The 24,141-nt window shown below is 62.9% G+C and carries 18 protein-coding genes; 7 read left to right on the top strand and 11 right to left on the bottom strand.

Annotated elements, in window-relative coordinates; translation table 11 throughout:
* The first annotated feature begins 47 nt into the window (after positions 1 to 47).
* Genes BLV20_RS01720 through BLV20_RS01730 form a run of 3 tightly spaced genes read left to right on the top strand, consistent with a single transcriptional unit; the run spans position 48 to position 3,957 of the window.
* Positions 48 to 1,484 carry an APC family permease gene (locus tag BLV20_RS01720; RefSeq protein ID WP_092296085.1) on the top strand — a complete coding sequence of 479 codons (1,437 nt, stop codon included), beginning with the start codon at positions 48 to 50 and terminating at the stop codon, positions 1,482 to 1,484.
* Positions 1,481 to 2,863, top strand: coding sequence for an aspartate aminotransferase family protein (locus BLV20_RS01725; protein ID WP_092296088.1), 1,383 nt, complete (start codon positions 1,481 to 1,483; stop codon positions 2,861 to 2,863). The genes BLV20_RS01720 and BLV20_RS01725 overlap by 4 nt, the downstream gene beginning before the upstream one ends.
* 53 nt (positions 2,864 to 2,916) lie before the next feature.
* The gene (locus BLV20_RS01730; RefSeq protein WP_092296091.1) at positions 2,917 to 3,957 is read left to right on the top strand and encodes an ABC transporter substrate-binding protein; all 1,041 of its coding nucleotides are present in this window, start codon (positions 2,917 to 2,919) and stop codon (positions 3,955 to 3,957) included.
* A 60-nt stretch (positions 3,958 to 4,017) separates the two neighbouring features.
* Here BLV20_RS01730 and BLV20_RS01735 read toward each other — a convergent pair whose 3' ends face one another.
* Positions 4,018 to 4,929 (bottom strand): LysR substrate-binding domain-containing protein, encoded by a 912-nt coding sequence (locus BLV20_RS01735; protein WP_092296095.1) that lies wholly within the window; start codon positions 4,927 to 4,929, stop codon positions 4,018 to 4,020.
* Positions 4,930 to 5,075: 146 nt separating this feature from the next.
* Positions 5,076 to 5,648 carry a LuxR C-terminal-related transcriptional regulator gene (locus BLV20_RS01740; RefSeq protein ID WP_092296098.1) on the bottom strand — a complete coding sequence of 191 codons (573 nt, stop codon included), beginning with the start codon at positions 5,646 to 5,648 and terminating at the stop codon, positions 5,076 to 5,078.
* A gap of 154 nt (positions 5,649 to 5,802) precedes the next feature.
* Between BLV20_RS01740 and BLV20_RS01745 the strand changes: the two genes are divergently transcribed.
* The 3 genes from BLV20_RS01745 to BLV20_RS01755 are packed head-to-tail and all read left to right on the top strand — an operon-like array spanning position 5,803 to position 9,904.
* Complete coding sequence (locus BLV20_RS01745) at positions 5,803 to 6,981, top strand: acetyl-CoA acetyltransferase (protein ID WP_092296101.1); 1,179 nt, start codon at positions 5,803 to 5,805, stop codon at positions 6,979 to 6,981.
* 2 nt (positions 6,982 to 6,983) lie between these two features.
* Positions 6,984 to 8,522 carry a class I adenylate-forming enzyme family protein gene (locus BLV20_RS01750; RefSeq protein WP_092296104.1) on the top strand — a complete coding sequence of 513 codons (1,539 nt, stop codon included), beginning with the start codon at positions 6,984 to 6,986 and terminating at the stop codon, positions 8,520 to 8,522.
* A gap of 41 nt (positions 8,523 to 8,563) precedes the next feature.
* The gene (locus tag BLV20_RS01755; protein WP_092296107.1) at positions 8,564 to 9,904 is read left to right on the top strand and encodes an MFS transporter; all 1,341 of its coding nucleotides are present in this window, start codon (positions 8,564 to 8,566) and stop codon (positions 9,902 to 9,904) included.
* Between the two features lie 122 nt (positions 9,905 to 10,026).
* Here the strand turns inward: BLV20_RS01755 and BLV20_RS01760 are convergent, their stop codons facing one another.
* From BLV20_RS01760 to BLV20_RS01795, 8 genes are all read right to left on the bottom strand, one after another.
* Complete coding sequence (locus BLV20_RS01760) at positions 10,027 to 12,297, bottom strand: TonB-dependent receptor (RefSeq protein WP_092296110.1); 2,271 nt, start codon at positions 12,295 to 12,297, stop codon at positions 10,027 to 10,029.
* A gap of 154 nt (positions 12,298 to 12,451) precedes the next feature.
* Positions 12,452 to 13,444, bottom strand: a complete 993-nt coding sequence (locus BLV20_RS01765) for a siderophore ABC transporter substrate-binding protein (protein ID WP_175540120.1) — start codon at positions 13,442 to 13,444, stop codon at positions 12,452 to 12,454.
* Positions 13,441 to 14,223, bottom strand: coding sequence for an iron ABC transporter ATP-binding protein (locus BLV20_RS01770; RefSeq protein ID WP_074877678.1), 783 nt, complete (start codon positions 14,221 to 14,223; stop codon positions 13,441 to 13,443). The genes BLV20_RS01765 and BLV20_RS01770 overlap by 4 nt, the downstream gene beginning before the upstream one ends.
* Positions 14,220 to 15,170 (bottom strand): iron chelate uptake ABC transporter family permease subunit, encoded by a 951-nt coding sequence (locus tag BLV20_RS01775; protein ID WP_092296113.1) that lies wholly within the window; start codon positions 15,168 to 15,170, stop codon positions 14,220 to 14,222. Before BLV20_RS01775 ends, BLV20_RS01770 begins: the two co-directional genes overlap by 4 nt.
* Complete coding sequence (locus tag BLV20_RS01780; protein WP_092296116.1) at positions 15,167 to 16,111, bottom strand: ABC transporter permease; 945 nt, start codon at positions 16,109 to 16,111, stop codon at positions 15,167 to 15,169. The genes BLV20_RS01775 and BLV20_RS01780 overlap by 4 nt, the downstream gene beginning before the upstream one ends.
* Entirely contained in the window at positions 16,108 to 17,877 is a 1,770-nt protein-coding gene (locus tag BLV20_RS01785) for an ABC transporter ATP-binding protein (RefSeq protein WP_092296119.1), read from the bottom strand. Before BLV20_RS01785 ends, BLV20_RS01780 begins: the two co-directional genes overlap by 4 nt.
* The gene (locus BLV20_RS01790) at positions 17,871 to 19,673 is read right to left on the bottom strand and encodes an ABC transporter ATP-binding protein (protein ID WP_092296122.1); all 1,803 of its coding nucleotides are present in this window, start codon (positions 19,671 to 19,673) and stop codon (positions 17,871 to 17,873) included. The genes BLV20_RS01785 and BLV20_RS01790 overlap by 7 nt, the downstream gene beginning before the upstream one ends.
* A 127-nt stretch (positions 19,674 to 19,800) precedes the next feature.
* Positions 19,801 to 20,319 carry a sigma-70 family RNA polymerase sigma factor gene (locus BLV20_RS01795; protein WP_092296125.1) on the bottom strand — a complete coding sequence of 173 codons (519 nt, stop codon included), beginning with the start codon at positions 20,317 to 20,319 and terminating at the stop codon, positions 19,801 to 19,803.
* Between the two features lie 94 nt (positions 20,320 to 20,413).
* Here BLV20_RS01795 and BLV20_RS01800 point away from each other — a divergent pair, with 94 nt between their 5' ends.
* Positions 20,414 to 22,720, top strand: a complete 2,307-nt coding sequence (locus tag BLV20_RS01800; protein WP_256577633.1) for a condensation domain-containing protein — start codon at positions 20,414 to 20,416, stop codon at positions 22,718 to 22,720.
* A gap of 77 nt (positions 22,721 to 22,797) precedes the next feature.
* On the opposite strand, the gene basC is transcribed toward BLV20_RS01800, so the two are convergent.
* A complete protein-coding gene (gene basC, locus BLV20_RS01805; protein ID WP_092296131.1) occupies positions 22,798 to 24,117 on the bottom strand; it encodes a putative histamine N-monooxygenase in 1,320 nt (439 codons plus the stop codon).
* Positions 24,118 to 24,141: the final 24 nt, after the last annotated feature.

A 24,141-nucleotide genomic window follows, 5' to 3' on the forward strand; every position in this document is an offset into this window, starting at 1 on the left:
GCGGCACCGATCTTTGAAAACAATAAAACAACAAGACGGAGCAACCGATGAACAGTAATGCAAGCGTGCAAACCGGCGCCCTGGCGCCATCTGCAAGTCGCAAGAAACTCGGCCTTACCGCGCTGTTGGCGGTGGCCATCGGCCTGGTGGTTTCCCAAGGCGTGATGGTGCTGATGCTGCAAGGCGTCGGCATCGCCGGCCTGGGCTTTATCGTGCCTTTGGGCCTGGCCTACCTGCTGGCCCTGAGCTACGCCTGTTCGTTCTCCGAGCTGGCGCTGATGATCCCCCGCGCCGGTAGCCTGAGCACCTACACCGAAGTCGCCATCGGCCAGTTCCCGGCAATCCTCGCGACCTTTTCCGGCTACGTGGTGGTGGCGATGTTCGCCCTGTCGGCCGAGCTGTTGCTGATGGAGTTCATCATCGACAAGGTCTATCCGCACTCGATGCCGCCCTTGACCGTGGCCGTGGGCGTACTGGCGTTGTTCACCGTGCTCAACCTGTTGAACATCGACATCTTCGCCCGCCTGCAGACGGTGCTGGCGGTGGTGATGACCGTGGTGCTGCTGGTGATGGGCCTGAGCGCGATGAACAGCGACATCGTCACGCCCAACCCGAGCCTGTTCGACAGCGCCCACTGGAACCCCCTGGGCCTGGGCGTGATTGCCCTGACGGCGATGGCGGTGTGGGGGTTCGTCGGCGCTGAATTCGTCTGCCCGCTGGTGGAAGAGACCCGTCGCCCGGAGCGCAATATCCCGGGTTCGATGATGCTTGGCCTGACCATCATCTTCATGATTATCAGCCTGTATGCCCTGGGGGCCTTGCTCACCGTGCCGCAGGCGGAACTGGCCAGCAACGGCCTGCCGCATTACCTGTTCGCCACCACGGTGTTCGGCGAGGCCGGCAAGGTGTTCCTGGTGACCGCGGCGATCACCGCTACCTGCAGCACCCTCAACAGTTCGCTGGCGGCGATCCCGCGCATGCTGTTCGGCATGGCCCGCAACGGCCAGGCCTTCGGCGTGTTCAAGCGCCAGGGCAAGCGCACCGGCGCCCCCTGGGTGGCGGTGCTGTTCATCGCCGCGGTCACCGGCCTGCCGTTGCTGCTGATGCACGACCATGCCGACGCGATCAACCAGCTGTTGCTCTCGGCGGCGCTGGCCTGGCTGCTGGCCTACATCGTCACCCATATCAATGTCATCGCCTTGCGCCGGCGCTACCCGCACCAGGCGCGGCCGTTCCGCACGCCGTTCTACCCGCTGCCGCAGGTGTTCGGCATCGTCGGCATGCTGTTTGCGATCTGGAATGTGTCGCCCAGCCCGGAGATGACCTTTTCGATTTTTGCCTACGCAGGTCTCGTGCTGCTGATCGTCTCGATCATTGCCGTGCTGTGGATCAAGGGCGTGATGGGCAAGCCACTGTTCAAGCCGGAGCCGCTGGCCAGCGTGCTCGGCACTCTCGATAAAAACCCGCAAGGAGACTCGCAATGACCGCTCAAGTGAAACCCGTCCGCAGCACCGGCGACTACCAGGCCGCGGATGCCGCGCACCACATCCATGCGTTCCTCGACCAGAAGGCGCTGAACGCCGAAGGTCCGCGGGTGATCGTGCGCGGCGAAGGCCTGGCGTTGTGGGACAACGACGGCAAGCGCTACCTGGACGGCATGTCGGGCCTGTGGTGCACCAACCTCGGCTACGGCCGCAAGGACCTGGCCGCGGCCGCCAGCCAGCAGCTCGAACAGCTGCCGTACTACAACATGTTCTTCCACACCACCCACCCGGCGGTGGTCGAGCTCTCGGAGCTGCTGTTCAGCCTGCTGCCTGCGCACTACAGCCACGCGATCTACACCAACTCCGGCTCCGAGGCCAACGAGGTGCTGATCCGCACCGTGCGCCGCTACTGGCAGATCCTCGGCAAGCCGCAGAAGAAAATCATGATCGGCCGCTGGAACGGCTACCACGGCTCGACCCTGGGCGCCACGGCGCTGGGCGGGATGAAGTTCATGCACGACATGGGCGGGGTGATCCCGGATGTCGCGCACATCGACGAGCCGTACTGGTTCGCCCACGAAGGCGACCTGACCCCGGCCGAGTTCGGCCTGCGCGCGGCGCGCCAGCTGGAAGAGAAGATCCTCGAGCTGGGCGCCGACAACGTCGCCGCCTTTGTCGCCGAACCCTTCCAGGGCGCTGGGGGCATGATCTTCCCGCCAGAAAGCTACTGGCCGGAAATCCAGCGCATCTGCCGCCAATACGACGTGCTGCTGTGCGCCGACGAAGTGATCGGCGGTTTCGGCCGGACCGGCGAGTGGTTCGCCCACCAGCATTTCGGTTTCGAGCCCGACACCCTGTCGATCGCCAAGGGCCTGACCAGCGGCTACATCCCCATGGGCGGGCTGGTCCTGTCCAAACGCATGGCCGAGGTGCTGGTGGAGCAGGGCGGGGTGTTCGCCCACGGCCTGACCTATTCCGGCCACCCGGTGGCGGCGGCAGTGGCCATCGCCAACCTCAAGGCGTTGCGCGACGAAGGCATCGTCAGCCGGGTCAAGCACGAGACTGGCCCGTACCTGCAGCGCTGCCTGCGCGAAGTCTTCGGCAACCACCCGCTGATTGGCGAAGTGCAGGGCACGGGATTGGTCGCGGCCTTGCAGTTCGCCGAAGACAAGGCCAGCCGCAAGCGCTTCGCCAACGAAAACGACATGGCCTGGCGTTGCCGCACCATCGGCTTCGAAGAGGGCCTGATCATTCGCTCGACCCTGGGCCGGATGATCATGGCCCCGGCCCTGGTGGCCAGCCACGCCGACATTGATGAACTGGTCGACAAGACCCGTGCCGCCGTAGATCGGACCGCCCGCGAATTCGGTCGCCTGTAAGCCCCAAGCGGCCGGTGCGCGCGGGCGCGCCGGCCTATTAGAGGAACCGCTTCATGTCCAGATCCTTGCGTTGCTGTGTTCCCTTCACCCTGGCTTTGCTGTGCAGCGCCGTATCGGCTGCGCCGCAGAACCTCACCGTCATTTCCTTTGGCGGTGCCACCAAGCAGGCCCAGGACAAGGCTTACTTCCAACCCTTCACCGCCAGCGGCGCAGGACGCGTGGTCGCCGGCGAATACAACGGTGAACTGTCGAAAATCAAGGCCATGGTCGATGTCGGCCATACCAGTTGGGACGTGGTCGAAGTCGAAAGCCCGGAGCTGTTGCGCGGCTGTGACGAAGGCCTGTTCGAACGCCTCGACCCGGCGCGTTTTGGCGACCCGGCACAGTTCGTGCCGGGCACCCTCAGCGAGTGCGGGGTGGCCACTTATGTGTGGTCGATGGTCATGGCCTACGACCAGGACAAGCTGGCCAAGGCGCCGACTTCCTGGGCGGACTTCTGGAACGTCGCCGACTTCCCCGGCAAGCGCGGTTTGCGCAAGGGCGCCAAGTACACCCTGGAAATCGCCTTGCTTGCCGACGGGGTCAAGCCGGACCAGCTGTACCAGGTGCTCGGGACTCCGGAGGGCGTGACCCGGGCGTTCGCCAAGCTCGACCAGATCAAGGGCAGCATCCAGTGGTGGGAGGCGGGCGCGCAGCCGCCGCAATGGCTGATCGCCGGCGACGTGGTGATGAGCGCGGCCTACAACGGCCGGATCGCCTCGGCGCAGAAGGAAGGCATGAAGCTCAGCATCGTCTGGCCGCAAAGCCTGTACGACCCGGAATACTGGGCGGTGGTCAAGGGCACGCCGAACAAGGCGCTGGCCGAGGATTTCATCGCGTTCGCCAGCCAGCCGCAGACCCAGAAGGTGTTCTCCGAGGAGATCCCCTACGGGCCGGTGCACCGTGACGCGCTGGCGCTGCTGCCGGCGGCGGTGCAGAAGCAACTGCCCACCGCTGCAGCCAACCTGGCAGGGGCACGGGCCGTGGACGCGGAGTTTTGGGTGGACCACGGCGAGGAACTGGAGCAGCGCTTCAACGCCTGGGCGGCGCGCTGAACCGGCGCTATCGCGAAACCGCAGGAGCGGGCAAACCCGCTCCTGCACACCTGACTCCCTTCAGGCCAGCCAGGCCTTGAACTGCTCCTTGCAGTAATCGACGAACAACTGCGCAGGCTTGGTCAGTTGCGCGCGTTTCAGCCAGCCGGCCACCAGCGCCGAGCCGGTGACATCCTCGGCAATTTCCACGCAAACCACTTCCTGGCCGTCATAGGTGCTGTTGCCATGGGGCCTGGTCACCAACAGGGCGAAGCCGAACCCCTGGCCGACCATGCCGCGCACCATCTCGATCGACGGCGAGCCGAAGACGATGTTCGGCGACAGTTGCAGCTCCTCGAAGATGCTCACGAAATAGGTACGGCTGGGTTGCACATCGAGCAGGATCATCGGCTCCAGGACCAGGTCGCGCAGCGACACCTGGGCCTGCCCGGCAAAACGGTGCCCGGCCGGCAGCAGGGCATACGGCCGTTGCGGCGCCATCAGCGCCTCGGTCTCGATGGTGCTGTCCAGGTCGTGCTGGTAGAAGATCGCCAGGTCGAAGCGCCCGCCGGTCAATCCCTGCACCAGCTCCTGCTGCTCGCCGTCCTGCAGGCGGATCTCCACCCCCGGGAAGCGCTGGCGAAAACCGGCGATCAGCCGCGGCAGGTAGAGCGGGGCGACGGTCTCGAAGCAGCCGATGTCGATATGCCCGCACACCACATCGTTGTCGGCCAGGGCGTTCTGCTCGAACTCATGGGCCATGCGCAGCAGTTCCTGGGCCTTGCGGTAGAACCGCGCGCCGCTGGGGGTCAGGGACACGCCCTGGGCGTGATGACGGATCAGCAACTGCACGCCGAAGCTGTCCTCCAGGCCCTTGACCGCCGTGGAAATCGACGGCTGGGCGATATACAGCTTGCGCGACGCCTCGGCGACGCTGCCACATTCGACGGTGGTGACGAAATACTTCAATTGACGCAAGGAATAGGACGCCACAGTGCACCTCTGGCTGATTGTTTTGCACCACGATACCCGCTCCGCAGGCCAGCGCTGCAGCGGATTTTGCTCGGCACTGGGGATATTTTTGTTGGCTTGGCGGTGAGCGCCGAAGTGGGCACTCGGGCAGGCTGCTTGCGAGGCGTTCAACTGATGAAAATGATCTTCGACACCAATTCCGCGCTGTTCTTGGCCTGGAGCTTTTTCATCAGCCGGGCGCGGTGGACTTCCACGGTGCGGTGGGAAATGCCCAGCTTGCGTGCCACTTCCTTGCAGGTCAGGCCATTGACGATATGCAGCGAGATCTCCCGTTCGCGCGGGGTCAACTGGATCGTCGGCGCCGGCTGGCGATCCAAACGCTCGAAATGCCAGACCATCAGCTTGAACGGGTCCTCGGCAGTCAGGGAAAACCCGTGGGCACGGGCCCAGAACACCTCGCCGTTACGATGCTGCATGAAGCGTTCGTCCGAGTAGAAGGTCCCGGGCCCGTTGCGCAGCCAATGCTCGCTACGTTCGCCGATGCTCTGGTAGTCGGCGTGGGAGGGGTACAACAGCAGGGTCAGCTGGCCTTGCATGTGTTCGCGCTCGTAGCCGAACAGGCGTACGAAGGCTTGGTTGCAGTCGAGCATCCGGCGATGCCCGGTGATCATCTGCGGTGCGGGGGAAACCTGAAAGGCCAGGCGCTCGAGGTCCTGGAGTGGCTGGGCGTGTAGGGTCATCAGGCATCCTGCCTCGGGTTTATTGGCGCGCACTTTTTGGGGGGGCGGCGGGGGCGGTCACTACTTACTGCCGTACGTAGTTGCCCCAACTAGCGTGAAATTCGGGTGCTGAATCATTGTATGGAATACCCGCTTCAAGGAAGAAAAAAATCACATGACCCACGATTCCGTATCTATCGTCGCTGCCGCCCATAGCCCTTTTGGCCGCCTGGACGGCCTGAACCTCGAGGACCTGATCGTCCAGGTGGTCCGCGAGGCCCTGGCAGATGCCGAGATCGACGCCGCACAAATCGATGCGCTGTTTCTCGGCCACTTCAACTCCGGCCTGGTGGCCGATGGTTTCCCTGCCTCGCTGATGCTCCAGGCCGACCCGCAACTGCGCTTCAAGCCCGCCACCCGCTGCGAGAACGCCTGTGCCTCCGGCTCGGCGGCGATCCAGGCCGGGATTCACGCGATACACAGCGGCGCTGCAGAACTGGTGCTGGTGGTCGGCGCGGAAAAAATGACCGGCAACAGCACTGTCGAAGTCACCCGGGCCCTGGCGGGCGCCGGCTACCAGAACGCCCTCCAGGACGCCGGCATGAGTTTCGCCCAGCTTTTTGGCCGGGTGGCGCAGCAGTACGCCGACCGCTACCACAGCCCATTGGCCTCGATGGCCATGATCGCGGTGAAAAACCATGCCAATGCCATGGCCAACCCCTTGGCGCAGATGCACCGGGTGATGGATTTTGAACACTGCAACAACGTTTCCCAGGCCAACCCGCTGATCGCCCAGCCACTGCGCCTGACCGACTGTTCGCTGATCAGTGACGGTGCGGCGGCGATTATCCTCGCCTCGCCCCAGCGCGCCCGTTCGATGCGACGCCAGGTGGCGATTCGTGCCATGACCCAGGTGAACGACTTCCTGCCCTTGTCGCGCCGCGACATGCTGGCCTTCGAGGGGCCGCGCCGGGCCATCCACGGCGCCCTGCACCAGGCCGGAGTGACTCTCGGCGACCTGAGTTTCGCCGAGGTACACGACTGCTTCACCATCGCTGAATTGCTGATCTACGAAGCCATGGGCCTGGCACCAAGGGGCGAGGGGCACCGGGCCCTCGATGAGGGCATCGTGCGCCACGGCGGACGCCTGCCAGTGAACCTGTCCGGCGGCCTCAAGGCCAAGGGGCACCCGGTGGGAGCTACCGGGGTATCGATGCATGCCCTGGGCTTTGCCCAGCTGACCGGCAAACCCATCGGCCTGGGTGTGCCCGGCGCCGAGTTCGGTTTGCTGTTCAACATGGGCGGCATGGCGGTGGCCAATTACGCCAGCGTTCTGCAAGCGGTCAGAGCCTGAGGATGAACATCGCCCATTGGCTGCGCGATGCGGCCCAGCGCTGGCCCCGGCGGGGGGCTCTGTTCGAGGGGCGCCGCCAGGTCGCCGACTACCAGGCGTTTGCCGCGCAGGCCCGGGCACGCGCCCTGCAACTGCGACACGAGTACGGCATTGTCCCTGGCGACCGAGTGGCACTGCTGATGAAGAACAGCTGTGGTTACCTGGAACTGTTGTATGCCATCTGGTGGAGCGGGGCGGTCGCGGTTCCGATCAACAGCAAGCTGCATGCGCTGGAAGCCGCCTGGATTGCCGGCAATGCCGGGGCTCGGCTCATCTACACCGATGAGGGCCAAAGCTTCGCCACCGCGGGCCTGCCTGCCGGCTGCCGTGAGTTGGCCGCCCCCGGGCTGGCCAGGCAAGGGGTGGTGCCGGACGATGAGCTGGTAGAGCCGCACCTGCGGAAGGACACCGACCTGGCCTGGCTGTTCTACACCTCCGGTACCACCGGGCGCCCCAAGGGGGTGATGTTGTCCCATGGCAACCTGGTCGCCATGTCCTTGTGTTATCCCCTGGACGTGGACCCGGTGGCCGCTGATGACGCAGTGCTTTATGCCGCGCCAATGTCTCACGGCGCCGGTCTCTACAACTTCATCCATGTGCGCTGTGGCGCCCGGCACGTGGTGCCGATGTCCCGGGGTTTCGACGCACCGGAGTTGTTCGAGCTGGCGCAGGAGCTGGGCCAGGCCAGCCTGTTTGCCGCACCGACCATGGTCAAGCGCATGGTGCAGCAGGCCCGGGAGCAAGGCTATTGCGGCGAAGGGATCAAGACCATCGTCTACGGCGGAGGCCCGATGTACCTGGCGGATCTCGCCCAGGCCCTGGACACCTTCGGCCCGCGCCTGGTGCAGATCTACGGCCAGGGCGAATGCCCCATGACCATCAGCGCCCTGTCCAGGCAGACCATTGCCGACCGTGGGCATGCTGACTGGCCGGCCCTTGCCGCTTCGGTAGGGCGTGCCCACGCCTGCGTTGAGGTGCGCGTGGTGGATGCTGCGGGCCAACCCCTGGGCAGCGCAGAGATGGGGATAATCGCCGTGCGCGGGGCGGCGGTGATGCAAGGTTACTGGGACAACCCGCAAGCCACCCGGGAGGCCCTGGTGGACGGCTGGCTACTTACCGGCGACATCGGTTTCCTCAACGAGCAGGGCTACCTGACCCTGACCGATCGCTGCAAGGATGTGATTATCTCCGGCGGCAGCAACATCTACCCGCGGGAAGTCGAGGAAGTGCTGATCCAGCACCCCGAGGTATTCGAAGTGTGCGTGGTGGGCGAGGCCGACCCGCATTGGGGCGAATCGGTGGTGGCTTTCGTGGTCCTGCGTTCGCCCGGCAACCTCGATGCGCAGGTGCTCAACCAGTGGTTCCTGGCGCGCATGGCCTCGTTCAAGAAGCCGAAGAAGTACTTGTTTTGCACCGAGCTGCCCAAGAACAGCTATGGCAAGATTCTCAAGACCCGCTTGCGCCAGTGGTTGCAGGACCCCACCGGGCCCTTGATCGACTGACGCTGCATTTCACGGATAGCACTATGACAGGAGTCCCCACAATGGGCGTGCCAGCTTCCAACCCCCAGCGCCAGCGGCGCCGGGCTTTTATCGGCGCCACTTCCGGCCACTTGATCGAGTGGTACGACTATGGCGTCTACGGTTTCCTGGCCTTGTATATCGGCAAGGCCTTCTTCGTTTCCGACGATCCCACCAGCAGCCTTCTGGCGAGTTTTGCGGCCTTTGCCCTGAGTTTCTTCATCCGTCCCCTGGGCGGCCTGTTCTTCGGCCCCCTGGCAGACAAGATCGGCCGCCGCAGGACCCTGATCACGGTGCTGGTGATGATGGCAGGCTCCACCTGCCTGCTAGGCCTGTTACCGACCTACGCCAGCATCGGCATCGCCGCGCCGGTGATCCTGGTGCTGATCCGTTGTGTGCAGGGTTTCTCTGCCGGTGGCGAGATCGGCACCATTACCAGCTTCATTTCCGAATACGCCAGCCCAGGGCGCCGGGGATTCGCTACCTGCTGGCTGATGGTCACCGCCGTGCTCGGCCTGCTCCTGGGCGGTGCCGTGGCCAACGGCATGACCTGGCTCCTGGGCGCCGAACTGATGCAGGAGTGGGGCTGGCGGATCCCGTTCCTGATCGCCGGTCCCCTGGGCTTCATCTCGCTGTACATCCGCCTGAAGCTGGAGGACAGCCCGGAGTTCCTGGCCCTGGTGCAGGCCGGGCAGACGTCCAAGGCGCCGCTGCGCGAGGTTTGGCAGTGGAAACGCTCGATCGCCCTGGTGTTCTTCATCATCACCCTGCACAGCTCGATCTTTTACCTGGTACTGACCTTCGCTTCGACCTACATGTCCAACACGCTCAAGTTCGACAGCGGCACTACCTTGCTCTATGTGTTCGTCGCCAGCCTCTCGGCGGCGGTGGTCATGCCCTTCGGCGGCGCCTTCACCGATCGCTACGGGCGCAAGCCGTTCCTGATCGTGATTGGTGCCCTGGCGACCCTGGCCATGTATTGGTTCTTCAAAACAGCGCCCAACGCCACCCCGGCCACCTTGTTCTGGCCGCTGATGGCGGTGGCGATCCTGTTCGGGCTCTATGCGTCCTCGACCTACGCCCTGATGAGCGAGTTGCTGCCAACCCGCATCCGCTCTACCGGCATCGCCGTGGCCTACAACATTCCGGTGGCCGTGTTCGGCGGCAGCGCGCCGTTGATTTCCACCTGGCTTATCAAGCTCACTGGCGACATCACCGCGCCCTGGTACTTCTACGTGGCCACCGGGGGCGTGTCGTTGCTGGCCCTGGTCGTTCTGCGTAAGGAGGATTTCGTTGCCTGTACCCAAGACGTCCGGCAGCAGGGCAGCGGGGCTCCACAACTGCTGGCCAATTCACAACCTTGAGCCGGCCTGTGGGCATCGGGTGGATTAATTCACGGTCGCTTAGCGCGCAGACCTGAGCCGTCGCCACTAGATGCTCCGGCTGACGCGGAACAGCACGGCAAACCGTGCTGTTCCCCTGTCACCTAGAAGTCCACGGATGCAGAAAGCTGCACGGTGCGGGGGGCGCCAAGCCCAAGCGTGGTCGTTAGCGGAATGCCCCAGTAATCCTTGTTCGTCACGTTGTTCACCGTGCCGCGCAATGTCACCGGATGGCTGGCGACCCGCATCGCGTAACGGGCGCCGACGTCATAGATGGTGTAGCCCGGAATGGATTTGGAGTTGTCGGCATTGATGTACTGCTTCGACACGGAAGTCGCGTTGGCGGTAAGGGTCAAACCATCCAGGATCGGGGTGTCCCACTCGACTCCCAGCTTGCCTTGCAGCTTCGGCTGGCCGGTGGCGAGCTTGCCTTCGTTGACGCCGCCGGCAGTCTTGGTGACCTTGGGGTCGACACGGGCAACACCGCCCATGAGGCGTACATCGGTCACCGGGGTGCCGAAGAAGCTCCACTCGACCCCACGGTTACGTTGCTCGCCGCCAAAGGAAAAGACGTTGGTGGCGGGGTCGGTATAGCTGTTGGGACGCTCGATCTGGTACAGGCTGAGGGTGTGGGCGAAATCACCCAGGTCAAGTTTTACCCCGACCTCCTTCTGCTTGGACTTGTAAGGCGCGAACACTTCGCCGGCGTTCGCCGCGGTCAGCGGCGCCGTGGCACCTTTACTCAGGCCTTCGATGTAGTTGGCATAGAGCGACACTTCATCGGTCACCTTGAGCAGCACCGCCGCGGCGGGTGTCGTGGCGCCCTCGTCATAACGCGAGGTGTGCGCGCCGGTAGTGACGCTGAACGTATCGGTCAATACCTGCTGGCGACGAACACCGAGGGTGATCTGCAGCCGCTCATCGAGGAACGACAAGGTATCTGCAAAACCGTAGCTGGTCAGGCGCGACTCGGTGTGCAGCACGGCAGGCCAGCTCTCCGGCGCCTCCGGCCCCCAAACCGGGTTATAGATGTTGGTAATCCAGTTCGCGCCCGGCACCGAGCGACGGCCATAGTCTTTTTCCTCGTCGGAGTAGTGCGTGGCGTTGATCGACCACTGGTGACCGATGCCGAAGGTGTCCATTTTCCCTCTAAGCCCGGCCTCGCCCGAAGTCTTCTTCAGGTCGATCTTCAGCTGGCCCATGGTGGTGGTGAGGTCACCGGCGGTATTGATCACCTGGGAAGAGATGGCGCCGTTGTAGGTGTAGTCGGTCTTGCTGGTGCCCGCTGCCGCATAGGCCGTGATGTTGTCGTTGAGATCGTATTCGCCGCGTACGATCACGCCCTTGTCCTTGGTCTCGACGTAGCCCCAGTCCGGGTTGAGCAGGGTGTCGGATTTAGGCGGCTTGGGGACCGGTACGCCCGCGGCAAGGCCAACACCCCGGTTCTGGCCTTTGACGCGATCTTCACTCTGATAGAGGTCGACCGACAGGCGCGTCCGCTCACCATTCCAATCCAGGCCCAGGGAGTTGAGCTGGACTTTCATTTGCTGGTGCTCGGTCGCGGTATCGCCGTCGCGGTAGACGCTGTTGAAGCGCACGCCGAACTGTTGCTCCTCGCCGAAGCGACGGCCGACATCCAGGTGCCCGCCAAACTGTGCATCCGACATGTAGGTCGTGGTCAACCGCGTCAGCGGCTCGGCGCCTGCGCGCTTGGGTACCAGGTTGATGGTGCCGGCGACCGAACCTCCCGGCGGCATGCCATTGAGCAGGGCGGAGGGGCCCTTGAGCACTTCGATGCGCTCGTACATTTCGGGGGAGATCCGATAGTAGGGCGCCATGCCATACAGCCCGCCGAAGCTCACGTCGCTGATATTGGAAGCGAAACCGCGGATGGAGTAGTTCTCGCTGTGGGTCCCGGTCAATCCGTTGCTGAACACCGCGGGGTCGGTGGCGGCGATCACATCGGTGATGTTCTGGGCCTGGACGTCCTCGATGTACTTTTCGGTGTAGCTGATGGTGCTGAACGGGGTCTCCATGAAGTCCTTGTTGCCCAGCAAGCCGACGCGGCCGCCCGAGGCAACCTGGCCGCCGGCATAGACGGGAGGCAATGCGCCGGGGGCAACCGTTTTGCCTTCGATCATGGTTTCGGACAGCTCCAGCTTGCCGCTGGCCGAAGCCTGCTGCTGCACCTTTTCAGCCGGTTCAGGCGCGTCGGCCTGTTCGCTGGATTGAGCAGCGGCCACCGTCATGCTTGCACTGCCCAAGCTGAGCACCAGGGCCATGTGTACAGCGATAAAGGTGCGATTGAACTCAAATGGCGACGCAGCGTGTGTAGGCAGGGGGCTGACGTGCTGTGTTTTACAGCGTGGCGACATGTTGGATTCCTTTCAATGCACAGAAAAGTGAAGAGTGTTCATAAAGGTCTCCGGCTCAGAAAGAAAAAACCTCAATAAAAATCATTAGCATTTACGAAAAAAGGCCAGTGCTTTGATGGCACTGGCCCAGGGGTAACCGTGGAGCAAGGCAAACTCAGCCCTTGTAGGCTTGCATCACCTCATCAGCCATGCGGTTCAGGCAGGTGACACTGGCAGTGCACAGGTACCAGGTTTGTGCATCGACGAAGATCACCCGGCCGTTGTTCCAGGCTTTGGTCTTGCGCAGCAACGGGTTGTCCAGGCTGTCGAGCGTGAGCGCCGGGCGTCGTTCCATGACGGCAGTGCGGTCGATGACGTAGAGAATGTCCGGGTCGGCCTGCTGGATGAACTCGTTGGAGATCGGCTGGCCGTGCAACCCGGCGGCGGTGTCGCTGCTGGCTGGCTTCACGCCGAGGGTGTCGAAGATGAAGCCATAGCGCGACTGGACGCCATAGGAGGTGAACGCGCCGTTGTTGTGCAGCACGATCAAGGCCTTCTCCGGACGACCTTCAGTGACCTTGCGCGTCTGCTCGACCTTGCTTTGCATTTCGGCGACTTTCTGGCTGGCCAGCTCTTCCTTGCCGAAGATGCGCCCAAGCTGCGTCAGGTGATTCTTGGCGGTCTCGATGTAGTTGCCGTTCTTGTTGCTCAGGTCCACATCGTCATAGACGGTTGGCGCGATCTGGCTCAGCTCCCCATAGCTCTGCGCCTGCAAGGGCGAAATGAGGATCAGGTCGGGTTTCAGTGCGTGCAGCCGTTCGAGGTTGGGCTGGATGGTCGTGCCGACATCGGCGACAGCGGGGTCGTCGCGGTATTTTGTGAGGAAATCGGCCACGTAATCCTTGGCCATTCCCACCACTGGCGCGCCGAGCTGGTCGAGGCTGTCGAGTTCGCTCATGTCGAACGCCACCACACGCTGCGGCAGTCTGTTGATTTCGGTGATGCCCAACGGGTGCTTCAGCGTAATCGGTTGGTAGGCGGTCGCGGACGCTGCTTCAGGTGGCGTCGCGTTGGCTTCGGGCTGGGGTTTGTCACAGCCTTGCAGGGCAGCGGTCACGGCCATGGCCAGCAACGCGTGAGCGAGCTTGTTGCGGTAACCAGCGTTCATATCAGTTCCCTTGAGGTCGATGGGTTGAAGTAGTTGCAGACGAACCCCGGCCCGCCGCGCAGGATCTCGAAGTCGAGGTCGAACAGTTCGCGCAGGCAGTCTTCGTTGACCACCTCTGCAACGGGGCCACTGCGGTGCACGGTGCCGCGTTTCATCGCGACGATGTGATCCGAGTAGTTGGCGGCGAAGTTGATGTCGTGGACCACCAGGATCACGGTACGGCCTTGTTCATCGCACAGGCGACGCAAGGCACGCATGATCATCACGGCATGTTTCATGTCGAGATTGTTCAGTGGTTCGTCCAGGAGCAGGTAGTCGGTCTGCTGGGCGATCGTCATGGCCAGAAACGCCATTTGCCGCTGCCCGCCACTGAGTTCATCGATATAGGCGTGGCGCAGCTTCTGCAGCGACAGAAAGCAGATGGCGTCATCAACGGCCTTGTGGTCCGCGCTGGTCATGTTGCCCCGGCTGTAGGGGAAGCGACCGAATGCCACCAGCTCATCTACGGTGAGGCGCAGATTGAACTCGGGGGCCTGGCGCAGCGTGGCCACGCGTTTGGCGTAGTCGCGCACCGGGATCGTGCCGATGTCGCGCCCGTCGATACTCAGCTCGCCACCCGATGCAGCCTGCAGGCGGGCTATGAGCATCAGCAGGGTCGTCTTGCCGGCGCCGTTGGGGCCGATCAGCGAGGTTATCTGCCCGGACGGAAAGCGGACGCTGACATCGGTCAGCACCGGTTTGTTGCCGTAAGCCTTGTAAACGTGGCTGAGGGAGATCATGCGGTGCCCCGTGTGCGAGCCATCAGCGTGAGGAAATACACGCCGCAGACCAGGTTGATGAGGATGCTGACGGAGGTGTTGTAGTTGAACAGTTGCTCGACCAGGTACTGGGCAATGATGAAGAGGCCGATCGCAATCGCGCTGGCGATCGGCAGTGTCACCCGGTGGCGGGTGGTGCGGGCGAGGCCATAGCTGATGTTGGCGACAAAAACGCCCATGAACGCGGTCGGCCCGACCAGGCTGGTGGACAGGGCTACCAGGATGGCAATCAGCGCCAGAAGCAGGCGCACGCTGGCCAGGTAGTCGATCCCGAGGGAAAGCGCCTGGTCACGTCCCAGCGCCAGCACATCGAGGGTCGGCAGCAAGCGCTGGATGGCCAGGCACACGGCGATCGCCAGCAGGCCTGAATACAACACCTGGGCAGGTTGTGCCTTGTTGAACGAGGTGTAGTTGAAGCCCTGCAGGATCGAGAATTCGCCAGGGCTGATTTTCAGCTGGATGAATTGCGTGAAGGTGGACATCACCATGCTCAACACCAACCCGAGCAAGAGCAACAGGTAGACATTGTTGCGCCCGTCGCGCAGCAGCCAATGGTGAATCAGCCAGGAATAGCCGAGCATCAAGGCTATCGACATCGCGACATTGGCATCGCGCCCCAGCAGCACCAGGCTTTGCGAGCCCAGCAGCAGGATCAACAACGCCTGGAACAGCAGGTAGATGGCCTCATACCCCATGATGGCCGGCGTCAGGATGCGGTTACCAGCGATGGTCTGGAAAATCACCGAGGAATAGGCGATGCACAGGCCGGCGATGGCCATCGCTGCGAGCCGGGTGAGACGCTTGGGGATGATGTAGTCGAAGTCCAGGCCCGAGCCCAGCAGCAGGAATCCTGACGCCAGGAGCAGGACCAGCAGCCAGACGCCGTAACGGATGAAAGCGCTGCTCATCGGTATTGCCTGATCAAAAGGATGAGGAAAAGAACGCCGCCCACACTGCCCGCGGTCAGGCCGATGGGGACCTCGAAGGGGTAGATCAGCAGGCGCCCGAGGATGTCGCAGGCGAGCAGTAGCGAAGCGCCGCACAAGGCCACGATGGGTAGGGTGCGCGCTAGGTTCTCGCCATAGTGCAATGCCACCAGGTTAGGGATGACCAGGCCAACAAACGGAATTGCCCCCACGGTAATCACCGTGGCCGACACGGTGACGGCCACCAGCATCAGGCCCAAGGTTGCGTTGGCCGTGTAGTTCAAGCCCAGGCTGCTGGCCATGCCTTCACCCATGCCGAGCACGGTGAAACGCTGGGCAAAGAGGTAGGTAAGCAGGACGATCGGCAGGATCAGGTAGATGATCTCGTAGTTGCCCTGAACGATCTTGGAGAAGTCGCCCAATAGCCAACCTTGCATGCTTTGCAGAAAGTTGTGGCGGTAGGCGTAGAACTCGGCAACGGCGCTGAGCACGCTGCCATACATCAGCCCCACCACAGGCACCAGCACGGTGTTCTTGAAGCGGATGCGGCGGATGATCGTCACATACAGCAGGCTGGCGACGAAACAGAAGGCCAGCGCGAACAGCATCTTGCCAGTGGTGCCCACCGACGGCAGCGTGGTGAGGGCGATCAGGATGCCCAGTTTCGCGGCATCCAGCCCTCCGGAAGTGGCCGGCTCGACAAAGCGATTGCGCACGATCTGCTGCAGGATCACCCCACACACCGCCAAGCCGACGCCCGTGAGCACCAGCGCGGCCAAGCGCGGCAGGCGGCTGGCGGTGAGGGTCAACCAGGCGTCGCCGGAGAAACTGAACAAGGAAAGCCAGGATACTTGCTTGACCCCTACCACCAGCGACAGGCAACAGAGCACGGCGAACAGGCCCAACAAGGCTGCACGGTTCAAATACTGGCCTCAATCACGGGCTCGGCTGCAATCCGCCAGCCTTTCGCGGCGCGGCGTTGAGCGAGGAAGTGGGCGTACAGGCCAGGCGTTTCGCTCAACTGGGCGGGTGAGCCTTGCTGGCAGATGCTGCCGTTGTCCAGTACCACGACCTGGTCGGCCATCGCCACCGTCGACAGCTGATGGGCGATCACGATCACCGTGCGCTTACCGTGCAAGCGCGCCAGGGTCTCGGTGATCGCTGCCTGGTTTTCGGCGTCGAGTGCGGCAGTGGCTTCGTCGACCAGGAGGATCGGCGCATCCTTGATCAGCGCCCGGGCGATGGAGATGCGCTGGCGTTCGCCTCCCGACAGGCGTGCGCCACCCTCGCCAACGGGGGTATCCAAGCCTTTTGGCAGGCGCTCGATGATTTCCATGACTCCGGCGGCCCGTGCCGCCTCCATGACCTCGGCCTCTGTGGCGTCGGCTTTGCCGATACGGATGTTGTCGGCAATGCTGCCCTGGAACAGGTATGCATCCTGGAAGATCTGGCTGATCTGCGCCGACAGCTGCGCATTGGACAGTTGCCGCACGTCCACGCCGCCAATCAGCACGGTGCCCTGGGTGACGTCGAAGAACCGGGCAATCAGCCGTACGAGGGTGGTCTTGCCTGAGCCGGAAGCCCCCACCAGGGCGACCATGCTACCGGGCAAGATCCGCAGATTGATGTTTTGCAGTACATCCGGTTGCTGTTCGGCATAGCGAAAGCTCACTGCCTGCAAGTCCACGCTGCCATCGCCCGGCGCCCGTTTGCCTGGCGCCTGCGGCAACGGCTCGACCGCGAGCAGCTCGCGCACTACCGCCAGCTGGCTTCGCGCACTGCGTAATACCTCGCTGTAGCTGGCCACCTCCAACAGCGGGTCGATAAAGCGGCTGACTAGCAGCAGCGCCAGCACCACGGATACCAGCGAAGCCGGGGGCAGGGCGCTGCCCGACAGGTCGCCGAGCCACAGCGCGGCGGCGACCAGCAGTACGGCGAAAACCGCCTGGACAGCCCAACTGTTGACCACCACCGACATGGCGGAAACATGAATCAGGTGCCGGGTCGACTGTTGCTGGCGGGCAATGGCCTGTTCGAGAAAGTGGATGCCGCCGTCTTCACCGTTGAATGCGCGTAGCACCGATTGCGCCTGGGCGAACTCGACCATGCGCTGGCTGGCTTGCGCCGTGTGCGCGTGGTAGCGCTCGTCGGCGTTTTGGCCCAGGCGTGCTGTCAGGACGAATACGCCGAACAGGAACGGCAGGGCCAGCAGGGCGATCAAGCCCATCTGCAGGTTCAGCGTGAACAGTGCCGCGATGACCACAAGCGGGGTGATGACGCCGCTGATCAGGGGGGTAAAGACGTGAGCCGGCAATTGCGCCAGGGCCATCATGCCTTGCGAGGTCACATGGCTCAGGCGCGCGGTATTGTGCGCGTTGAACCAGCCGACGGGCAGTTGCGCGATGTGATCGCCAAGCCGGTGGCGGCCACGCTGGAGCACCGCGACGCCAACCCGAATGCCGGCTTTCTCCACTGTGCGTCGAAGCGCCCAGCACAGCACCACACCGACCAGCAACACCAGCAACCACTGTTTGCTGGTGTGAAGTTCGTTGTTCAGCAAGCTGCCGAGCACCGGCAGCACGCTGACGATGCTCAGCCCGCAGAGCAGGCCGTACAGCACGGTCAGGCAGAGGTAGCGCAACAGGATCGATGTGTCGTCGCCGAGCAGTTGAGTAAAGGTTTTCAGCATGGCGACTGCGCCTCTTCCGTGGGCTGTTGGTAGCCACCCAGCGCCCACAGGCGGGCATAGTGGCCATTGCGCGCGAGCAATTGCTGGTGGGTGCCTTGTTCGCGGATGCGTGCGTTGTCCAGCACGATGATCTGATCGGCGTGCATCACCGTATCCAGGCGGTGGGCGATGACCAGCACGGTCCTGCCCCGGGCGAAGCGCGACAGTGCGTGCTGGATCTGTACCTCGTTTTCGGCATCGGCCGCCGCGGTGGCTTCGTCCAGCACCAGCACGGGCGGGTCGAGCAGCACCGCACGGGCAATGCTCACGCGCTGCAGCTCGCCACCGGAAAGCTGCGCATCTTCGCCGATGACCGAGGCGTAGCCTCGCGGCAAGGCCAGGATGCGCTCATGGATATTGGCGGTGCGTGCGGCGTGCTCGATTTCCTGCTGGCTGGCAGACGGGCGGCCCAGGGCGATATTGTCGCGCAGGCTGGCATGGATCAGTCGGACGTCCTGGAGCACAAAACCGATGTGGCGATACAGGCGGCTGCTGTCGATCTGGCGCAGGTCTGCTGCGCCAATGCTGATGCGGCCGGCGCTCGGGTCGAAGAAGCGCAGCAGCAACCGCGCCAGCGTCGACTTGCCTGCCCCCGAGGCGCCGACGATGGCGGTGACCGTCCCAGGCTTGAGGCTGAAGTTGATGTCATCGAGTACCGGGGTGTCGCCGTCGTAGCTGTAGCTCAGGTGCTCGACGCGAATCTCGGCCTTTGCGTCCAGCTCCAGCGGGCCGCCCGCCAGGGTCTCGAGGACTGGCGTGTGCAACAGGCCGTGCACGCGTTGCGCGGCGCCGGTGGCGTTGTGCAAGTCATGCATGACGTAGCTGAGCAGCAGCAGCGGGGCGCACATGCCCGGTGCCACCAGGGCAAAGGGCAGTATGTCGGTGGGGTGGATCCAGCCCAGGCTGGTGAACAGGGTGCCGAACGCCAGGACCACCCCAAGCACCGCCACCGGTGTGAGCATGGCGTGGGCATTGGCGATGGCGCTGACCAATGGCCGGGTGAAATCGGTGAACGCCGCGGCAAACGTGTCCACCGCCTCGCGGTAGCTGCCGTGCGCCTTGCCCTCGATGCCAAAGGCCTTGACCACCGGAATACCATTGATGAATTCGACCACGGCATTGTTGATGCGCGTCATCCCCGCACCGAACGCTTGCATGTTTTCGCCGCTGGCCTTGGTGGCCCTGAAGAAGAACAGCAAGAACAAGGGGAAGGGCAGCAGCGAAACCAGCGCCATGCGCCAGTCCATGACGAGCATGTACAGCACCGAGATAATTACCGCGCCCAGGGTCCGGCCAAGGGTGGTGTAGAAGTGCGCAGTCAGGCTGTGCAAGGTGTTGATGTCATCTTGCATGGCCTGCTTGACCTCGCCCGAGGCTCTGCTGGTAAACCAGCCCAGCGGTACCTTGGCCAGGCGCCGGGTGATCGCCAGGCGCAGATGGCGGGTGATGCTGTTGTCTGCCAGGTGGGCAAGCATTTCGCCCAGCGAGACCAGGCTCATGCCGATGAACAGGCAGCCCAGGCTGATACCCGCCACCTGCCAGATCTGTTGCCGGATCTGCGCGTCGGTGCCGCTGGCCTCCGGTGTCAGCAGCAGTTGTGCGACATGGGCGATTCCCGCCAGGGGCACCATACCCAGCATCGTGCCGAGGGCGGCGAGGATGCCGGCGATCAGCAGGCGACCGCGAATCGGTTGCAATACCTCAGCCACGGTGCCGGCTGATGTGGGGGGGGCCGTGCTTGCATCTTCAACGCTCATTGAATCTCCTGAATTACCACGACAGGCAACCTGGGGGTGTGCCTGATGTCCTTAGCGTCCGGGCGTTCTACGCTGTGCGTACTGTGTATTCCGAACGTCCCGGCAAAATCCTCAATCCCGTGTGGTGTCACGCACCGTGCACGGAAGCGAATGGGGTGCAGGCGCGCACGCCTGAAGAGATGTACTTCTCGACGGACGACACCGACACCTTCAGTTCAGTCGCGATAGCGCGATGGCCCATGCCATTCAATTTGTACAGCAGCAGTGCCTGGCGGGCCTTGGCGGGCTGGGCGTGCAGGGCGGCATCGATCTGCGCCAGTGCTTCGAGCATCAAGGCACGCGCTTCTTCGGAGGGGGCCAGGGGTTCGCACTGCTGCTTGAGGCCTTCGAGATGCCCGGCTTCAAGCTGGCGTCGGCGATAGAGATCGATCACCAGGCCCTTGGCAATCTGAGTCAGGTAGCAGCGGGACACGTCTGCAGCGGGAACACTGCCGCGTTTCAAAAGCCTGAGGTAGACGTCTTGAGCGAGATCGGCAGCGTCGAATGAGTTGCCCAGCATGCGCCGCAGCAGGTTATGCAACCAATGGTGATGCTCAAGATACAGTTGCCCAAGTTGCTGCTTGAGCGCGAACGTTCCGTTGTCCACTACTTCTCCGATATCGGCATCAGTGCAATTTTTGACTAATGCGAATAGTTATGATTAGTATTGGTAGCATACAGGCGTTTCTGCACCCCGTGCAATGCACCTGCTCGCACCTCACTCCGATGCTCAGAACACCTGGGCGTTACCACCAGACCGAGGATGGGTCTGTCGGCACTCGCGGCCGTGCCTACCACCTACTGTTTTGTTTGTTAAGGCGGGAAATTCCATGATGGAACGCAATCCAGATACAGCGACTCAGCTATCTGTCAGCGATTTTGAAGAGCATGCGTGGCTCTTGCAGCAGCAATACCCTGAACAAGCCCTCAAGCACTTTAGCGCATGGCGGTTCACCGACGAGGTGAATCCGGCCAGGCTCGAGGCGGCGCTCGAGGCAGTCATCACCCACATACCGGAACTCAACGTCCGCTATCGATTCAACGACGAGGGCGAGCTGCTCAAAGTGCGTGAAGACGACTGGCGGGCTTGCGTTGCGATGTTGCAGGCCGATGACGATAGTCAGGCACAAGAACTGTTGTTGGCGCACCAGGCCCAGCCGTGGGACGCTGAAAACCAGCCGCCTTTGGCTGCACTGATCGTGCAGATAAAATCCGATGTAATCCTGGCCTTTGTACTGCATCAAGTACTCGACCAGACCTGCCGCGAAGATGACCTGTACCGAATGACCCTGGATGCTTACGCCGGGCGCTCCGTGGGCGCTGCGCATTTGCCTTGGCTGCAGCGCCACGGCACCTCCGGCACCGGCACCCCGGACACGGTGGCTGTGGCCCGGTCCGCTGATACCGGCCATGACCGCGCAGAGGTGGTCACGGTCATCCTCGATGAGTTTCGCAGTGCCCTGGGCGAGCCGACCATGGCGCAGGATGACGACTTCTTCGATTTTGGCGGCCACTCGCTGCTGGCCACCCGCATCATTGGCAAGCTGTTGAGCACTCACGGCATTGAAGTCCAGTTCAACGACTTTTTCAGCGCACCCACGGCTGCGGCCCTGGCTTCGCGGGCTCAGGTCCTTGGGACGGCGGGCGCATGCGCCTTGTCCGAGCAGGCTCAAGAGGTGCAGAAAGCACCGTTCGCCCTGGCCCAGGCTTCGCTCGGCCGCGCTTATGTCGCCTTTGAATTCGGTACAATTTTCAACCTGCCGTTTGCCATGGACTTCCTCGACGAGGTCGATGAGCGCTTGTTCGAGCAGGCTTTTACCGACCTGATCGAGCGCCATGCCAGCCTGCGGACCACCTTCCATTTCGAGGCGGGCGAGGCTTATCAGCAAAGGATCGCGCCTGGCCAGTTGGGCCGCTTCAAGTGGTTCTGGTCCAGCGATGAGAGTGAAGGGGCCTCACTGGCCAGCGAAGCGAGCTACCAATTCGACCTGTCTCGTGAATTGCCTATGCGCGTGCGGTTCTTGCGCGATCCGCAGAGTCAGCGGCAGACCTTGTCGCTGCTGGTGCACCACATGGCGATCGATGAATGGTCGCTCAACGTGATGATGGAAGAACTGGGCAAGGCCTACCTGGCCCGTGCTGTCGGCAAGGCGCCTGTATGGGAGGCTCCGGCACCTTCGTTCCACGAATATTCGGTGCATGAGCAGGCCAGGGGAATCAATCAGCAGCATCTGGCCTACTGGACCGACATGCTGCGCCCTGCCACGCCTGGGCTGACCCTGCCGGTTGTCGATGGCGACTCCCGCGTAGCGGTGGGCGAGGTTTCCACCAGGGCCGAGTGGTTCGAGATCAAGCCGGACCAAACCCTGATCGACCACCTGTACAGTTTCGCCCGGCAAAACAATTCGTCGCTGTTCGGTGTGGTGTACAGCGCGATTGCGTTGGCCTTGCATAAAGTGGGGGGATTGCAGGACCTGGTCATCGGCACGTCCGCCTCCGGGCGTACCGACCCTGCGTACTATGAAACGGTCGGCTACTTCACCACGATGGTGGCGCACCGTGTGCAGTTCGATTCCCGGCAGACCGTTGGCGCCCTGATCGAAAACACCAGCCGCCTGATCAATGAATCGATGGCCTATGCCGATGTGCCTATGGAGCATATCCAGCAAGCCTTGGGCATGACGCCCGCGGACGGCCTGTTGTTCGATGTCTACGTCCAGATCCACGCCAACAACGCACTCAACGGCGCGTTGCCGATACCTGACGCGGGGTCGATCCGTTATCGGCACATTGACCCGGACAAGAACCAGTCGATGTTCGGTATCCAGTTCGAGATCATGGAAAACATGCTCGATGGCCAGCGCTCGTTGCGGCTGGTGGTGACTTACCGCTCGGACCGTTACAGCGCCGAGCAGATGGCACGCGTCAGCGCTGCCATCGAGCAAGTGTTCGCACTGTTCGTGAGCCCGGAAGGTGCTGCGGTGAAGGTCGAGCATGTGCGGGCCTGAAGCGTGATCGGGTTAGCCGTTGCACGATAGTTTCCGGGGCGCCAGGCGCCCCGGATTTTTTTGGGTGGGAGAAGGACTTATTCCTCGTGCATTCCGTAACGCTGGAATGCCGAGCGCTTGGGCAGGCGATAGTGCGATCGGCCCAGCAATTGGTTGATTATCGTCGCATTGCGAATGGCGGCGATGCCCAGGTCGGGTGAGCCGACCCCATGCTGGAAGATCTCCGCGTTCTGCACGAAGATGCGCCCTTGACCGTTGTCGCAGCGGCGTGCGGTGAAGTCTTCCTCGACGATGCAGTCGCCGTGCTCGTCGGTCGCCAGCACGCTGCCCTTGAGGCGCTCGAACCATTGTGGCCAGGCATGCCCATACCCGGTCGCTGCAACAAGCGCATCCGCCTCGAAGCTGCTGGCCTGGCCCAGTTCGCGATGGCGATACATCACTTTCAGCTTGCCGGCGTTAGCCTCGATCCGCTCGACCTCGCAATTGGACAGCAGCGTCAGCCCGGGGTTTGCGCCGCCGATCGAGCGCTCGTAGATCAGGTCGTAGAGGTCGCCGATGGTCGAGAAGCTGATGCCCTTGTACAGCAACCCTTGCCCAGCGACGATATCGCGGCGGCGCTCGCGGGGGATGCTGTGGAAGTACTCCATGTAGGACGGGGTAAAGCACTCCTGGCCGAGCTTGGAATACTCCATCGGATGGAACCCGGGAGCACGGGTGATCCAGCGGATGGAAGCGCCGGCTGCGACCCGTTCCGGGGTCAGCTCGTTGAACAGCGCCAGCACACACTCGGCAGCGCTTTGCCCGGAACCGATGACCGTCACTTGTTGGCACTGCGCCAGCTGCGCCTGGCGCTTGCCGAACTCCGCCGAATGCATGATTGGGGCCGAGCTCTTCACTTGTGCCCAATGTGGCAGGATCGGCGAGGTACCGATGCCCACCGACAGATGTCGGCTGTAGTAATGCCGTTTGAAGCCGGACACAGACTGGCTTTCGATCAGGAAACGGTCGGCATCGGCGTCATACTGCACATCGCAGACTTCCTCGCCGAAGTGGCAGGCAGCCAGCTGCTGAGACGCCCATCGGCAATAGTGGTCGTATTCCCGGCGCGGCACCTGGAAGTTGTCGTAGTAATAAAACTGGTAGAGGCGATCGTGCTGGTGCAGGTAATTCAGGTAGCTCAGTGGGTGAGTGGGGTCGGCCATGGTCACCAGGTCGGCCAGGAACGGTACCTGCAAGGTAGTGCCCGGCAATAGCAGCCCTTCGTGCCAGCGAAACTCGGTCTTGCGTTCAAGAAAGATGCCGCTCACCTCGGAATGGGTGCCGAGCAGTGCGGCGAGGCCCAGGTTGAACGGGCCAACGCCGACACCGGCGATATCTACAATGGGTGCATCCTTCATCCCGTACTTCTCCCTACATCCTGC

The sequence above is a fragment of the Pseudomonas sp. NFIX28 genome, from assembly GCF_900107395.1.
GTDB lineage: Bacteria > Pseudomonadota > Gammaproteobacteria > Pseudomonadales > Pseudomonadaceae > Aquipseudomonas.